The organism is Acidithiobacillus marinus (genome assembly GCF_002847505.1).
Taxonomy (GTDB): Bacteria; Pseudomonadota; Gammaproteobacteria; order Acidithiobacillales; family Acidithiobacillaceae; genus Acidithiobacillus; species Acidithiobacillus marinus.
Window position 1 is genome coordinate 1 of the sequence record NZ_MXAV01000038.1, and the last position, 15,298, is coordinate 15,298.

Here is a 15,298-nt window from a genome sequence, read left to right on the forward strand (position 1 = left end):
GGGTAATCTACCCGCACAACATTTTTACAGGAAGTGGGGTTTTACACCAGATGGTGTTGAAAAGATAAACACAAAACTCGTTGGATCGGCTTTATATAAATTACTCTACAGAAGAGCTATCTCATAAAATACAGAGGATTGTCAATCCTGGTGTCTCAATCATTACCGTTACTGTAACGCAAAAGCTAGCGCTCTAAAGCTGCTAGGTTCAACCATAATTCACTAATGGAATGGAACATGAATAATGAAAATGTGAAGTTGAAAGGACTTCGGTACATCGACACCGGATCAAATACAACAATTGATGCGTACTTTCCCGAGGATGACGACGCGAAGCGATCGTGCCTGGCGGTGAAGTACGGCCTCGTCCGGAGTGAGGCTTTTGAAATTGAAGTTGATCTTTCCGTCGAGATCAGTAGTGTCGAAGATGCATACGCTAGACTGTATTTGCTATCGAGTCGGCGCGTGAAGCCAAATACGGTTTGTCTCGACGGGCTTTTTGAGAATCTGCCCATCGTGGCGTGGACTTCGGCTGGTCCCATCATGCCGTATTTAGTGGCTAATCTGCGCACACTCCTTGCCGAAGAACACCACCACTTGACGATCTTCTCCGTCGATAAGTTCCCTCGAATGACGGACTATGTGGTTCCGACCGGCGTGCGTATCGGAGATGCAGACAGGGTTCGATTAGGGGCATTTCTCTCGGAGGGCACGACAGTGATGCACGAAGGTTTCGTGAATTTCAATGCGGGCTCGTTGGGTAAGTGCATGATTGAAGGTCGTGTGACGCCCGGAGTCACAGTGGGCAATGGCAGCGACATCGGTGCCGGATCATCAATTATGGGAACCTTATCTGGCGGCGGAAAGCGAACGAACTCGGTTGGGGAAGGGTCGCTGCTGGGGGCAAATGCCGGAATAGGAATCTCGCTGGGTAACGAGTGTATTGTCGAGGCAGGTTTGTATGTCACAGCTGGGACTAAGGTCCGACTTCCAGATGGCACTGTGGATTACGCCCGCAATCTTTCAGGGAAGGATCACCTTTTGTTTCGGAGAAATAGCCAAACTGGCGTTGTCGAAGTACTTCCCACGAACAAATCCACTTGGGGCGGGATCAATGCGACGCTTCACACAAACGACTAAGTACTTACCGCATGGTCTTCGTTCCATTGGGCTTCAGACCCCTTTACTGGCATTTGATTGGTATTGAACAGCTGATGGTTAATCAGCTAGTTAAAAAACACAGCTTGTTACGGTAACTAAAAAGCGCGACTTGAAACTGCTCAGGGGACGGAATTTAAAGTACGTTTTTTGAAGCGCCCCCTTCATGACTCATCCCCGACCCGGAGGCAGGGAAACTGGAATAGTCCGATGCTTGTTTTTGGGCAAAAACATCCAGTTTGGTTACGCACTGGTTTGGTGCAAATTAAAAATTCGCACCAAAACTGCGCGTTCAGCAATATGGTTTTTATTTTTTATCGTTTTGATTTTATTAATCTTAATCTCATAAATTATTAGAAATTAATGTTTGGCATATTATATGCTTATATGTCAGTGCGGTTCATGGGTCATGGTTTTCAAGCACGCTTCGCTGCAAATTTTAATTTTTACGTCGGTTAGATAATAAGATGAGGAATTTGGTGTCAACAAGAGCAATCTATGGATAAGCTATGGAGCAGGGCAGCAATCGGATTATTTATTGGCTCAGCTCTGGCAAACTTCAGTGTTTGGATTGATTTCCTCGTAATCCTCACATTGACATCATATATATATCATGCAAGTGCTTTTCTAATGGCTTTTGTAAGTGCTTTGATACTTGGACCGTCGGTTTTCCTGGGCCCCCGTTTGGGACGATTGGTAGATGCTGAAAATAATCCATCCTGGATGTTGATTTTATCATTGGTTCTAAGGGGTAGCACCACAGCTCTTCTTTTGCTCATGCCATCATTTCCATTGTTCTGTCTGATCGTGTTTTTCAGATCGGTGATGGCGCTTCCAGAATATCCGGCAAGCAACGCGCTGGCTGCACAGATTATACCGCCCACTGATGTATCACGCTATTTTGGTTTATTGGGTCTCCTGAGGAGCGCATCCAAAATTGGTGCGCCGACTTTGGGTGTTGTGCTCGCATCCATTTATGGGGTAGCTCTTGCCATTCAGATTTCCATCGGAATGACACTCGTCGCAGCAGTAACAATTATTTTCGCTTTTTATAAAAAGCTATATAGTAATACAAATGAATACGTTGAAAACCATAATGACCAAAATATTAAAGAATTAAAGTCTGATAATAATATCTCAACTTCTAAAAATATATTTCTATTGAAAAAACTGCTATGGACGGTCACCACTTATTCTTTTATGGTGTTTTTTATCAATAATCAATTGCCAGTCCTTTTGAGAAACGCTGGCTTCAATATGATTCTACTTGGTGTGCTTGTCTCGTCTTCTGGTGCCGGTGGAATTTTTGCTGCCAGTTATCTCTCGCGACGAAGGCGTTCTAAACAATCCGACACCATGAATCCAATGCGCGCAACGATTGTATCTGTAAATGCTATTGCATTTTGCTTTGTGGCATTAGGTGGTGCATTCATGTTGCCTTTATCAATCGCACCGTACGTGGCTACCATACTTTTTTTCTGTACAGGGATATTTTCTACAACTGAGGCAATTCGGGCAAATGTTGTAGTTGTGCAGGGGTTTCCAAAAAACGCCGGTGAAATAACGGCAAAGTTAAGCGCGTTTCGCAATTTTGCGATGCTAATCGCACCATGGTTTGCTGCAATATTTATGCATTATGATTTATCGATAAGTGTACTATTCATTGTTGACGGCGGTATCGGGTTGATGATCATGTATGGTATTTTTCAGGTATATAAGCATGTTAACCAAAAAACAGGACATTCCCCGACTCTGCCGAGGTGACAGTATGGTGCGACTCGTCATGCAATCACAAAACCCCGTCAGAATTCCCACCGTTTGGGCTGAGCTAAGGGTTATAAGGGTTAGTTGTCCATTCTGCAGACGTAGCTCGGTTCTTGAAGCTGCTGACCATCGAGCTCAAATTCCTGCGGAGGCAGGGTCTCTGCCTCGAACCCGATAGCCTTGTAGAAGCGGATAGCTGGCTCTTTTCCCGCCCAAACATGATGGCGTGGCTATAGCGAGTATGTTAATCAGCGTCATTCGTTTACCATCTGTCAGCATCAGGTTTTTACCACCCCCCCCCCATATCGTGGAAATCAATCATTTTTTGTTGAAAATTTTGTATATCAGCAAAACTCTAGAATTTTCAGAGGTGAGCAATCCAGACGCTGATTGTGCTGAAAACTGGCTAATCACTAGCACCGTTTGACACCTGCCAACTGTGTTCTGCTGTGTTTTCATATCTATCGAGGCCACTTGGCTTGGTTTTACGAAGAATGGCCTTCAGTCGATCAAGCTCAATGGTGAACTCGAAGATTCTCTCGAAGTCATTTTTCATGTGATTATACTTGCGCCCAACATCCCATTGACGGAGGGGGTAGGCGGCCGGCTCATTGATGAGCACTCAGCGCGGAGCCTGCGGGACCGCGAAGACCAATGCAATTGCCCCACGGGTCTTGAACCTGACACATAAGCTGGCCATTCTCAATGGGCAAAGGACCGCGATACAGGCGTGCACCTATGCCTTGAAAGTGCTTGAGTGAGGCTTCAAAGTTGGGTACCTGCCAGTAAACAACAGAGCCGGAAGGGCCCGATGACACCTTGTCATCTGATGGTACAAGCTCAATGAGCTATAGTCAAATCTGGTGTATGAGCATTTTCTGACATAGATCAGGCGGCGGTCTGTTGATCATCCGGCAGGGTGAGGTTAGCCGGTATGCCATCGATAAATTTCACCCCTGCAAAAAGCTGCAGGACTTTCTCTGGAGCATAAATCCCAATCCAGCGTTTTTCAGCCTGCTGCAGCATCTTGAAACCCAATCCCAGAAAGCTGCTGCGTGATACACAGTTCTTCGTCCGGGTAGTCCGGTGGCGTACCGTAGCGAAGGTGGACTCAATGGCATTGGTGGTCCGGATATGCCGCCAGTGTTCGGCCGGAAAATCATAGAAAGCGAGCAATTCAGCCCGATCTTTTTCCAGTTTAGCCACAGCCTTGGGATACTTTGCCTGGTAATTGCGCACAAACACGTCCAGTGCTTTTTCCGCAGCCTGGCGATTGGCGGCCATCCAGATTTCCTGCAACGCTGCCTTGGCTTTGCTCTGTTGGGCTTTGGGAAGTTCGTTGAGAATGTTGGCGGTCTTATGCACCCAGCAGCGTTGCTGACCAGTTTCGGGATAGGCTTCATCCAGTGCGGCCCAAAACCCCATGGCACCATCCCCAATGGCGAGCAAAGGGGCCGTCTCCAGACCGCGCGCCTGCAGGTCACGCAGGATCTCCAGCCAGGAAGCTTTGGATTCGCGCAGGCCGTCACTGACACTGACCAGCTCTTTCTTGCCCTCTGCCGTCACGCCGATAATCACCAGCAGGCAGATACGCGGATCCTCCTCCGCACGGAGGTTCGTATAAATACCGTCTACCCACCAGTAAGCATAGCGCTTTCCCTGTAGGGAGCGGTGTTGCCAATGGGCATACTCTTGCGCCCACTCTGCCTTGAGACGTCCCAACACCGCAGGTGAAAGTCCCTTGGCCTCATCACCCAGCAAAATGGAAAGGGCTTCCTGCATGTGGCCGGAAGACACCCCATGCAGATAGAGCCAAGGTACTGTAGCGGCTACCGTTCGTGATTTGCGTACATACGGAGGCGCCAGTACCGAATTGAATTTGATCCCCGATCCTGAGCGGTCCCGCACCTTGGGTACTTTGACGGGTACCGGACCCAGAGCGGTCATGATCTCGCGCTCCGGCAGATGCCCATTACGCACGACCGCCTGACGCCCATCAACCATCCGCACCGTCGCAAATTCTTCCAGCAATACCGCCACCTCTGCCTCTATGGCCTGCTCAATCAGAGCGCGTGCCGCGCGTCGAAGTATCCCTTCAATGCCCAGACCCAACTCTCCCATCCCAACTGCTATTACGGTATTCTTTTCCACGGCGTACTCCTTATGTTGCTCTTTGAGTCGGAAACCCTTTGTAGCAACAGTACGCCACCTCATTCAAGCCAGTTGTAACGCGCCCGTACACCACTTTCGAGCATAGCTCAGCTCAATACGCACGCTGCCGAGAGAAAGGTACTCAAAATCTAGGTCGGAGACGCGCCGCCGGACCGCTTGTGGGAACGCACGCTCGTACCAGACAAACGCCTCCTGGATGCTTCCTAAGTGAACCATTACAGCTGCGACAGTGTGCTCGGTCATGATTCGCTTGTGCCGCCCAACGCTTGACCTGAGCGGACGCTCACCCCTGAACTTGAGTTCGTGCTCAGACGCTGCACCGCCTGGAAGTTGGAACAGATAGGCCTGCTTACCACGAACCCGCCTTCCTTGGAGCAGACGCGCGGTGGGCCGAGAGCGAGGCCGACACCTTGACCAACAGAGCCTCGTTGTCGGACGATCCGGAAAGCTTGAAGCGCGAGAACGACGTTCCGTCGAGTTTGACATCGACGAACAGACCGGCAGGATCTTCGTGGAAGTGCAGGAATGCGGACGCTCCTCGATAGAAGACGCCCGGCTTACGCTCAACGAGAGCGGGGAGTACGCGAAGGCGTTCGAGCAGTGGGTCAAGTTGACGCAGAGCTTCGGCACTCGCGTGTTTCATTCGTGCGCCCTAACGTAAATTCGACGACACTGTCGGTGCCGTGTAACAAGGGGGTATGCCGGATAACATGGGATGATCCTCCTGTGGGTTGTAGACTGGATAGAATGCGTCATTGTGTCTCGCGGGCCAAAAATCCCGAAGGGAAGACCGCCCGGTTTTACTAGCTTCTTTTGCCACCCAGAAGGGCCGACCATCAGGCATTATGATAAGTCTACTCATTTTGAGTAGAAACCGGAAATTCGCGTCGGGCATGCACCATATTCACGACCTCAATGCTGGCGGTTGCCACCCGATAGAAAACGGCGTAGTTCGGATGGGCAACAAATCAAGCAGTCAATGTTCACAAATTTATCAGATTCAGCCGTCGCGCAGCACCTTGCGAACGGGCCACCAACTACTGAACCAGTACACCAGCAGCACTAAAGGGAGCACCACGATTAGTGCCGGGGCCAGGTAGAGCAGTGCGTGTGGAAATTTGGTGTTCATCGCCCGTGCCAGGACAGCGGCCACAGCAATCCCCAATATCACTCCGGGGAGGAGGATCCGAGTTTGTTCCACTAGGGCGCGACGACGGAAGTGATGGATCTGGGCCCCGAGAAGTCGGCGAATTCGGTACTCGGACCTACGCGCCGACTGGACAGCATCCTGTACCACATAGACCCCAAAGAGGCTGATGAAGGTAGCCAGCAGCGCGAACACCACCAGCACTGCATCGAAGGCGAGAAAACCCGCCCGGCGTTTATGGATCAACTCAGCATAAGAGTGAATGTTCGCTAGAAAAGATCCCGGCAGTGCGAGACGAATGGCGTTACGTATCTCTGTTCGCGCTGCGCTCGTATCAGGAGACAGGCGCATGGCGATCTGCACTTTTCCCATCTTTGATAAAAAAATGTGTCCGATGGGTGTATTTAGGGGCAGGTACACGATCCCAAAATTACGTCGCATCATGGTGTGCAAGCCCCAAGTAATGGGAGCATATACTCCAGCGATAGGGTACGCCGAGTAAGTGAAGTAAGGACCTAAATGCAGGAGTTTTCCGACACAATCTGTATCTGGATAGTATCTTTTACAGGCGTCTGAACTGACCCACAAGGAGCGTCCTTGAGTTGAGGCAGAGAGTGGAGGAAGTGCTTTCCCTCGTTCAAGGGGAATATGTAGCAAAGACAGCATTTCGCCTATTGTGACTTCGAAAATTGCTCGACCTGACCCGTGTGGACTGGAAAACAGGCTTCCTAGGTTGATACCTAGCCACGGAAGAGTCGAGGCAAAGGCTTCGCCATGAACATACGGAACGGAGCGCAACGCACCCTGAACGGTGCGCAGACTGGCTTTGTTGGCTTGGCCCGGCGGGAAATATAAAGACGCATAGAACACGCCCTCAGGATCAAACCCCAATGGACGATATCCCAAGACCAAGGCACTGATGGTCAGACTCAGCGCTACCCCCAATACCGCAATAGCCAAGGCCACCTGAATACCGCTGGCCAGCTGAAGCAAGCGCTGTATCCCCTTGCTCAGACTGGCAGTCCGCTCATCCCCAGCCATCGCCTCGCGCAGCGAAGCCGGGCGGCTCCGGGACAATGGCAGGACGATGGCGATCATGACCCCCATCAAGAGCAAGACAAACACGAACACAAACATCCAAACATTGAAATGCAGAGGAAACAAGTGGTATCCGTCCCCCTTGCCGGAGAACAGGCTCGCAGACAGCCACCGGCTTCCCAAGCCTGTGAGCGGCAGGGCGATGAACAGGGCCAGAAAAAAAATGGGGATCTGCTCTAACAGCAGTTGGGCAAAGATCCTCAAGGGCGAGGCACCCAATAGCTGACGGATACCCAAAGAACGGAGGATAGCGTGGTGTCGCAAGAGGGCATAGTTACTGATGTTGAAGACGGCGATGATCCACAGGAATAGCCCCACGCCGAAATACAACCAGGGCAAGCGGTTCATTCCCATTTGGCGCAGGAAGGCCTCCCGCAGCGGTAGCGCTTCAATCCGATAGTTCTTCAATTGACTGCGAAACTGCGGCGGAGTGGCGATCTGCTGCCGTGCTGCCAGAGCCGCCAAACGGACATTCAAGTCATGGAGAGATTCTCCGGGAGACAGCCGGGCATAAAGAGAGTCATTGACATTGTTTTCCTGAACTTTTGGTAGCGGTTCGACTAAAGGAATGAACACGTCTGCGGAAGAACCGGGAATCAACTGCGCCCCTTTGGGTAATACTGCAGTAATCTGATAGCTTTGACCGTCCATCTGTAGCTCTCTATTCACCGCATCGGGATTTCCCGCAAACGCTTGCTTCCAAAAGTCATAGCTGATCACTGCTTGATGCGGGCCATCGGGTTTACCGCTGGAAATCTGCGGCCAAGTCCCCAGAGCAGGGCGCGTAAAGAGCAATGGAAAGACTTGCGGCGATACCCTCTTGTAGTCCAATACCATCACGACCCCATTGATACGGGTAGTGGTCGTTCGACTTAAGTCGTTGAGCAGCGCACTACTTTGAATACCGCTATGGGCTTCACGCTCCAAGTCCTGATGCAATTTTGGACTGGCTTGGAAGCTGGTACCCAGTCCTATGGCTGGCATTTCTTCGCGAATCAAGACCAAGCGGGATGGATCGACAAAGGGCATGGGCTGCAGTTGAAACGCGTACAAGACCTGAAAACCCACGCCCGCCACGCCCGTTGCCAAGCCTAAAAAGAGGGACGAGACGACAAAGTATAGACGCTGCTGCCACAGTTTCCGGAAGAAGGTGTGCAGCCCACCCCAAGAGATTGTTGGTCTTGTTATTTCACTAGCGTACATTGTCGTTCCATTGCACTTCAAACCCCTTGGATAATTCGGTTTCCTTCAGTTCCAATACATGGCCATCTGCTGCGAAGTGTTCATCCACCACCTGACCGTCGGCCAGACGGACGATGCGTTTTGCACGATTGGCATAGTGAAGATCGTGCGTGACCATGAGAATGGTTGAACCCAGACGGATATTCAGGTCCTCCAGTAACTGCATGACGGCTTCGCCTGCCTTTGAATCCAGGTTGCCCGTTGGTTCATCCGCCAAAAGAATGGCAGGCTCTGTAGCCAGCGCTCGAGCGATGGCCACTCTTTGCTGTTGTCCGCCGGAAAGTTGGCTTGGGTAATGCTGACGTCGATGGCTGATTCCCACAGCGTCTAGCATGGCTTCTGCCCGTTCTCTACGCTCTGCCGGGCGAACTCCGCCCCTATACAGCAAAGGCAGTTCCACATTGGCCAGCACACTCAAATCATCGATCAGGTTAAAGGACTGGAACACGAAGCCGATATGCTGATTGCGTAATTTGGCCCGGGCACTTTCTGAGAGACCGGCAACGGAGGTTCCGGAGAGCAAATAGGTTCCCGAACTAGGATCGTCGAGCAGGCCCAGAATGGACATCAAGGTGGTTTTCCCACATCCAGATGGCCCGGTGACTGCCACGTATTCTCCTGGATCAATACTCAGGTTAATTCCGGCCAAAGCAATCGTTTCAACGCTTTCCGTACGAAAAACTTTACGGAGATCATGCGTCGCCAACACGGCATGCCCAGGGCTTGGTGAGAGAGTGGCGTGTTGGCTCATCTGACAGGTGCTCCTGTGTGAGGTGTACAGATCTTGCCGTTATTGATGGACATAAAACCACTTACCTCCCATTTGATGGGTCGGAGCGCAACAGCCTCAGTAAACTCCGCATGACGTTGAAATACGATAATCCGATGGAAAACAGCACCAGGAAAAATGTCAACAACAGAGAGATAGGCAAAAAGCGCATGGCGTCGGGAAAGTCCTGTGCCGCCAAATGGACGAGCAGCAGAGCCACTGCTGTGCCGACAAAAGCCCCGGGCAGGATAACCCAGAAAAGGTCGCGGAGAAGCCCCCGATAAAAGTCTCTGTTTTCCGCTCCCAACATGCTTCGGATCCGGTATTCCGGCAACCGCGCTGCCTGCGTTGTTGCCTGCACCACGTACACGCCGAACAGTGTGATCCCAGTTGCCAGGAAGGCAAAAATGCCAAAGAGTAGATCAAAGTTTAGACCGCTCTGCTGTGTTTTGTGGATGAGCGCCGTGTACGAATGCAAGGGGCTAAACACAGCGCTGGGAAGAGCGAGATGCAGGTATTGCGATGCCGATCGCAATGCCGATGCCGACTGTACAGGGATGCGCAGCAAGATATAGCCACTACTTAAGAACCCCCCTAGTAACTGGTCAAAAGTACTGTTCAGAGGAAAATACTCAACCCCCAAGTAGCCACGATTCGGCATGAGTTTCCAGGCAATTGATGGGACGACACCAGCGACGTGCTGGTCAGGATGAATAACTGGCTGCCCTACGCACTGCTCGCTGGAGAAGAAAGATCTACAGAAATCGGTATCTACCCATATGGAAGGACTTTCTTGGTCATTCAGCGCGGGCATCGCCTGCCCCCGCTGTAGAGGGATGTCCAAAAGGCGGAAGAATCCCGGACTGACGATATCAAACAACACTTTGCCGGATCTTTTCGAGCTGGAAGCTCCTGCGGCGCCATCGGAGGAAGAATCCCACGGGAGAAAAAGTGCAAAGGCACTACTCCGAACATAAGGATCCCGTCGCAGGTTGCTCTCGATCTGTAGCCAGTCAGGCGTGATATTGGCTGCAGTCGGTAAATATACCCGGCTATATTCGACATTTTTCGGTTGAAACCCCAGAGATCGGTGGCTCAACACATAATTACCAATTGCGAGGCTCAGGGCGGTACTCAATAACCCGATGGCTAATGCTGCCTGCAGCGTATTGAGCGCCTGAAACATCCTCCGCAACGGCTTACTCAGACTGGCCGTACGCTCATCATGGGTCAGTGCGGTTTTCAAGGCACTGGGCCGCAGACGCCAGAGGGGAATGGCTACAACACAGACAGCAGACACCAGCAAGAGAACAAGCAGAAAAAGTCCCTCCCATCCGGTAAAACGCAGAGGGAAATCCGCGTAAGCGCTGCCGCTAAAAATGGTACTCGAAAGCCATCGTATTCCGAGAAAAGTGAGCGGTATGGCCAGGAAGAGGGAAAGCAACAGGGCGGGCAACTGCTCAGACAGGAATATCTGAATAACTGCCCCTCGACTCGCCCCTAGGAGTTGGCGTATGGCAAAACCTCGGAGCCGGCGTTGGTGGCGGAGGACCGCATAGTTGATGATGTTTAAAACGGCGATCAGCCAAACGAAGAGCCCTCCGCCCAGATACAACCAAGGTAATTGCGCCATGTGCGCCTTGTGAAGGACGTAATTCCGCAGAGGCGAAGCGAGGAGTCGGTAACCTTTGCCCTGATTACGGAACCGTGCGGGAATTCGACGGACTTCTTTCTCTGCTAAGGTCGACAACACCGGTCGGAGACTTTCGAGCGTATGGTCAGCGCCTAATTGAGCGAACGTGAGCTTGTCAAAGTAATGCGCTTCAACCTTATCTTGCGGGAGGACCAGAGGCACATAAACATCTGCCGCAAGGCCATGCAGAGTAAAGTTTTGTGGCAGGACGCCTACTACCTGGTAGACTTTGCCATGGAGGGATATTTCGCTACCGACGGCGGACGCTTTTTTGCCAAAGGCTTTACTCCAAAACCCGAAACTGAGCATTGCCTCCTGGGGTCCATCCCGGTGTCCTGCCGCAGCACTCGGCCAGCGCCCAAGATAGGGGTGGCGAAGCAGCATCGGAAAAAAATTAGGCGTAACCGACTGGTAATGAACGGCCAGCCGTTGTCCCTGCACCAAACTTATGGTCACTTTGGGGTTAGATGAGACTAGAGCACTATCCTGGAGCTCTGCGTGGGTTGCTCGTCGTAATGGGGACAGCAGCGCAGATCGAGAAAGGTATCCGGTCAAACCATACACCGGTAAAATTTGCCGAATCACGACGATGCGGTTCGCCTCCGGATAAGGCAATGGTTTAAAAAAGAACGTATAAAAGACCGTGAAACCAAGGGTGGCCATGGCGATCGATAGGCCGAGAAATATCCCGGAAACCACGGTGTAACTGCGGTCCCGCCAGAGGCGATTTGCCCAATCCGATAATACGCTTGAGTGGTTGTTCATGGCAGCTCCGGGGGGGCTTTTTCAGTCTCAGATGCCGGGTTTGCGGGGTCATACCAACGCCCATCGCGCAAATGTAGAACGCGCTCGGCGCGCGCGGCGTAGACCGGATCGTGGGTCGCCATAAAAAGGGTGGTGCCCCGCTCGGCACGCAGCTTCTCCATGAGCGCCATCACCCGTTCGCCGGCGTGACTGTCGAGATTACCTGTGGGCTCATCAGCAAGAATCAGCTCAGGTTCAGTCACTAGAGCACGGGCAATGGCGACCCTTTGCGCCTGTCCACCGGAGAGACGCGAGGGATAATGCCGAGCGCGGTGAGCGATTCCTACTTCCTCCAGCAGATACTCCACCCGTTCGCGGCGCTCACTGCTTGGGATGTTTCCCCGATACCGTAGCGGCAGCTCAACATTTTCAAAGACACTGAGGTCACCGATCAGGTTAAAGGATTGGAAAACGAAGCCGATATGGAGGTTACGATAGCGGGCCCGCTGGTCTTCCGTGAGTCCATCGACCCGTTCTCCACCCAGATACTGTTCTCCCTGGCTGGGATGATCCAGCAGACCGAGGATCGCCATAAGGCTGGTTTTTCCTGAACCCGACGGGCCCATGAGGACCACATATTCTCCGGCCTGTATGCGCAAATCCAAGTCCTGAACGGCGTAGGTCATCACCGTGTCGCTTCGATAGATTTTGCTGACCCCGCGCAGTTCGAGCAGCGGCGGTGACGGCTTTTCGTGGTGACTAGCTTTTGATAGGGGAAGACTCATGGGAACTCTCTCTGAGGGGTGATAGGGCTACGGACAATTGCCGGATCCGGGTTGGGGTCAGAACTCCTGCGGTGGCTGCGAGGCTGGCATAGTGCGTTACGACAGCGGCGTTCGCACTGTTCAATGCATTCCGCACGGTGAGGACGTTTTGCCGATCGATAATGGCATTGTTCTCCGTGACGAGACCAACGCGAACACCATCCTCGGCAGCGGCACTGGCATGCCGCGCCACCAAAAGAGCGCGTCGGTACAGGGCGGACTGCTGACGTGCGCCGTTGAGATCGGCGAAGTCGGCACCCAGTTGCTTCTCGACACTACGCTCGGTGGCGAGAAGCAACTGGAAGTTTTCTTCTTGTTGGTATCGCGCCTTGTGCAGAGTGGCCTGCTGCGAGCCGCCGGAAAAAATCGACCAGCTGAGCTCAACCATGGCAGACGATTCCGTATTTCTATAAGGATTTGGTAAGTTGTCGGCGGAGAGGGATCCTAGCCGATAGCCTAGCGTCCCATGCTGCGATTGCCATTGGTGGGCTAATACCAAGCTGATTGATGGTAGAAAACCTCCCCAGGCAGCAGATACGCTTTTCTGTGCAGCGGCCAGTTGGTCATTCGCAGCGGCTAGAGCGGGGTTATGCTGCGTTGCTGCTGCCTTCCAGAGGGTCAACGTTGACCATGAAAGCCGTATCTTCTGGGGTAGCGTTGGCGCGCGATCGGGGGCTGGCGTCCCTGTAAATTGTTGTAGCTTCTGGCGTGCCACCTGCCATTGGGCTCGGGCATCGGCAAGTTGTGCCTGAATCTGCCGCAGCGCGACCTGGGCTTCGTCAGCACCGAGAATACCCGTCGTTCCAGCTTGGTATCGTGCTTTTGCGGTCAATGCCTGCCGCGCGAATCCTTGTTCCGCCTCCTGCAGGCTGCGCACGTTGGCATCGGCGAGAAGCCACTGTACATAGGCGGCCGTAGCTTGATTTTCGAGATTCTGCATCGCTTCCTGGTAGGTCGCTGCGGCGGCGGCCACCTGATCTCCGCTGGCCTGATAATCCTGTAATGCCGACCAATTGAAAAGTGCCTGCTGGAGTTGGACCGACCAGGATTCGGTACGCGTGCGACTGTTTTCCTCCAGAAGGGCCGTGTCGGGCTGAACGCTGTTGTAGGGCTCTTGAGTATATTCTGTGGCAAACTGGACATTTGCTCCTGCGGTAATCTGGGGCAGCAGCGCCGCGAGAGCCAGTGGCTGCGCCGTCGAGGCAACCTCCAGCTGCCGCCGATAGACTTGAATCCGGGGATCGTGGGAAAACGCCTGATGCCAGAATTGCTCAAGGGTATAGGCGTGTGCGCCCTGCATCAGGAGCAATGGTGTCAATGCCGCTCCCAAGAGTAATCTGGGGTGTCTCATTGACGAATCCGCATGCGCGGCCCCCATTGCGTGGTGTCCGAAAGGACTATGCGCTCTCCCGGAGTTAATCCACTCAAAATTTGGATCCCGTTGGAGGAGGCCAAGCCAAAGCGCACTGGGCGCCTGCTCGCCGAGTCGCCATCGGTCGAGAGGACGTACACCACGCCCTTACTGTCCGGCTGCACGCCGACGGGGCGCCCGACATGCAATACGTTGGTCATGTGGCTCACGCTGATGACTCCCGTCACGGCCATCTGCGGGCGTGCCCCCTTTGGTATTTTACCCGCAAGACGCACGGTAACCGGAACGGCACCTTTGACCACGTTGGGCGAAACGCGTTCGACAGTGCCGTGCAGTACGGGCTCTTCTGGATTCGGCAGCAAGATCTCCACGGTTTGCCCAACGGTAATCTCACCGGCGTCGTCGGGTGATACCGCAAGCGTGGCGTTGAGGAAACGGGCATTGGCGATACGCGCGATAGCGGTTCCTGCAGTCAGGCTTTGACCGGCTTGGACAGATACTGTTTGTACTTGTCCACTCATCCCTGCCTGTGGCGTCAATGCTTGAATATTAGCCTCCGCAGTTTGCAGGTCGGCGCGAGCGGACGCGACCAGTGATTGCTCGTTTTCGGATTGAGCGGCTACGTTCCGTCTAAAAGCCCGAATGCGCTGCTCGGTTGATGCCACGAGTTGTGCGTCGTTGCGGGCGTCAAGGCGATTCGTTTCATATTGCAAACGCGAAATGACCGCCTCGCGTAATAAACTGGCGTCGGCCTTGACCCGCATCTCGGCACTGGTTGCCTGCGCCTTCGCAGACGCCAAATCTTCCTGCAAAGTATATAGATGGTCTTCCAACTGCGCCTGCTGCGCTGTTGCCTCAGCCTGGGTTCTGGTCAAGGCAAATCGGGCCTTTTGCAGTTCCGTTCCCAAGGTGGGGTTGCTCAATTTCAGGAGTGGGCTGTGCGTTTCCACCAAGCTTCCGGGGTGGGCCAGGAGCCGCTCTACGGTCCCACTAACATTGCTGGTTACCCAGCGTTCGGTTCGCGGTTTCAGGATTCCTGGTGCGCGGATTTGTATCAGAAAAGGCCCCTGTTCGACGGTCCCCAACAAGAGATCTCTCAACGAAACGGAGGGTCCGCTCGGAATGCTGAACCAAACGATGGGAAAAGCGATGAGCAGCGCCAGGAAATTGACCGCCAACAGCAGCCAGCGCCTGGATTTACGGCGGCGAATCTCCTCTGGGGGGATGGCTATATCCGTCATATCGGAAATCCGGATGAGGAACACCTGCCCGCATAAAATACGCTGTCGGGGCGTGCGCATCTAAAACCCAGCGA

10 protein-coding genes are annotated in these 15,298 nt (G+C 53.0%); 2 read left to right on the plus strand and 8 right to left on the minus strand.

Going from position 1 to position 15,298, the window contains the following annotated elements:
• Positions 1-237 precede the first annotated feature (237 nt).
• Together B1757_RS10290 and B1757_RS10295 are read left to right on the plus strand one after the other, a co-directional pair.
• On the plus strand, positions 238-1,140 hold the full coding sequence (locus B1757_RS10290) for a DapH/DapD/GlmU-related protein (RefSeq protein WP_065974627.1): 903 nt from the start codon (positions 238-240) through the stop codon (positions 1,138-1,140).
• A gap of 516 nt (positions 1,141-1,656) precedes the next feature.
• Positions 1,657-2,922 carry an MFS transporter gene (locus B1757_RS10295; RefSeq protein WP_101538234.1) on the plus strand — a complete coding sequence of 422 codons (1,266 nt, stop codon included), beginning with the start codon at positions 1,657-1,659 and terminating at the stop codon, positions 2,920-2,922.
• Positions 2,923-3,810: 888 nt separating this feature from the next.
• Here B1757_RS10295 and B1757_RS10310 read toward each other — a convergent pair.
• The 8 genes from B1757_RS10310 to B1757_RS10350 all read right to left on the minus strand — a co-directional run bounded on the left by B1757_RS10310 (position 3,811) and on the right by B1757_RS10350 (position 15,284).
• Positions 3,811-5,043 carry an IS256 family transposase gene (locus tag B1757_RS10310; protein WP_425321089.1) on the minus strand — a complete coding sequence of 411 codons (1,233 nt, stop codon included), beginning with the start codon at positions 5,041-5,043 and terminating at the stop codon, positions 3,811-3,813.
• A 400-nt stretch (positions 5,044-5,443) separates the two neighbouring features.
• Complete coding sequence (locus B1757_RS10315; RefSeq protein ID WP_210434749.1) at positions 5,444-5,737, minus strand: hypothetical protein; 294 nt, start codon at positions 5,735-5,737, stop codon at positions 5,444-5,446.
• A gap of 357 nt (positions 5,738-6,094) precedes the next feature.
• Positions 6,095-8,392: an FtsX-like permease family protein gene (locus B1757_RS10325; protein WP_172437677.1), complete on the minus strand. Its 2,298-nt coding sequence runs from the start codon at positions 8,390-8,392 to the stop codon at positions 6,095-6,097.
• Between the two features lie 139 nt (positions 8,393-8,531).
• A complete protein-coding gene (locus B1757_RS10330) occupies positions 8,532-9,332 on the minus strand; it encodes an ABC transporter ATP-binding protein (protein WP_101538238.1) in 801 nt (266 codons plus the stop codon).
• Between the two features lie 61 nt (positions 9,333-9,393).
• Positions 9,394-11,808: an ABC transporter permease gene (locus B1757_RS10335; RefSeq protein ID WP_101538239.1), complete on the minus strand. Its 2,415-nt coding sequence runs from the start codon at positions 11,806-11,808 to the stop codon at positions 9,394-9,396.
• On the minus strand, positions 11,805-12,572 hold the full coding sequence (locus tag B1757_RS10340) for an ABC transporter ATP-binding protein (protein ID WP_101538240.1): 768 nt from the start codon (positions 12,570-12,572) through the stop codon (positions 11,805-11,807). The genes B1757_RS10335 and B1757_RS10340 overlap by 4 nt, the downstream gene beginning before the upstream one ends.
• Positions 12,547-13,962: a TolC family protein gene (locus tag B1757_RS10345; RefSeq protein ID WP_172437678.1), complete on the minus strand. Its 1,416-nt coding sequence runs from the start codon at positions 13,960-13,962 to the stop codon at positions 12,547-12,549. Before B1757_RS10345 ends, B1757_RS10340 begins: the two co-directional genes overlap by 26 nt.
• Entirely contained in the window at positions 13,959-15,284 is a 1,326-nt protein-coding gene (locus B1757_RS10350; protein WP_101538242.1) for an efflux RND transporter periplasmic adaptor subunit, read from the minus strand. The genes B1757_RS10345 and B1757_RS10350 overlap by 4 nt, the downstream gene beginning before the upstream one ends.
• Positions 15,285-15,298: the final 14 nt, after the last annotated feature.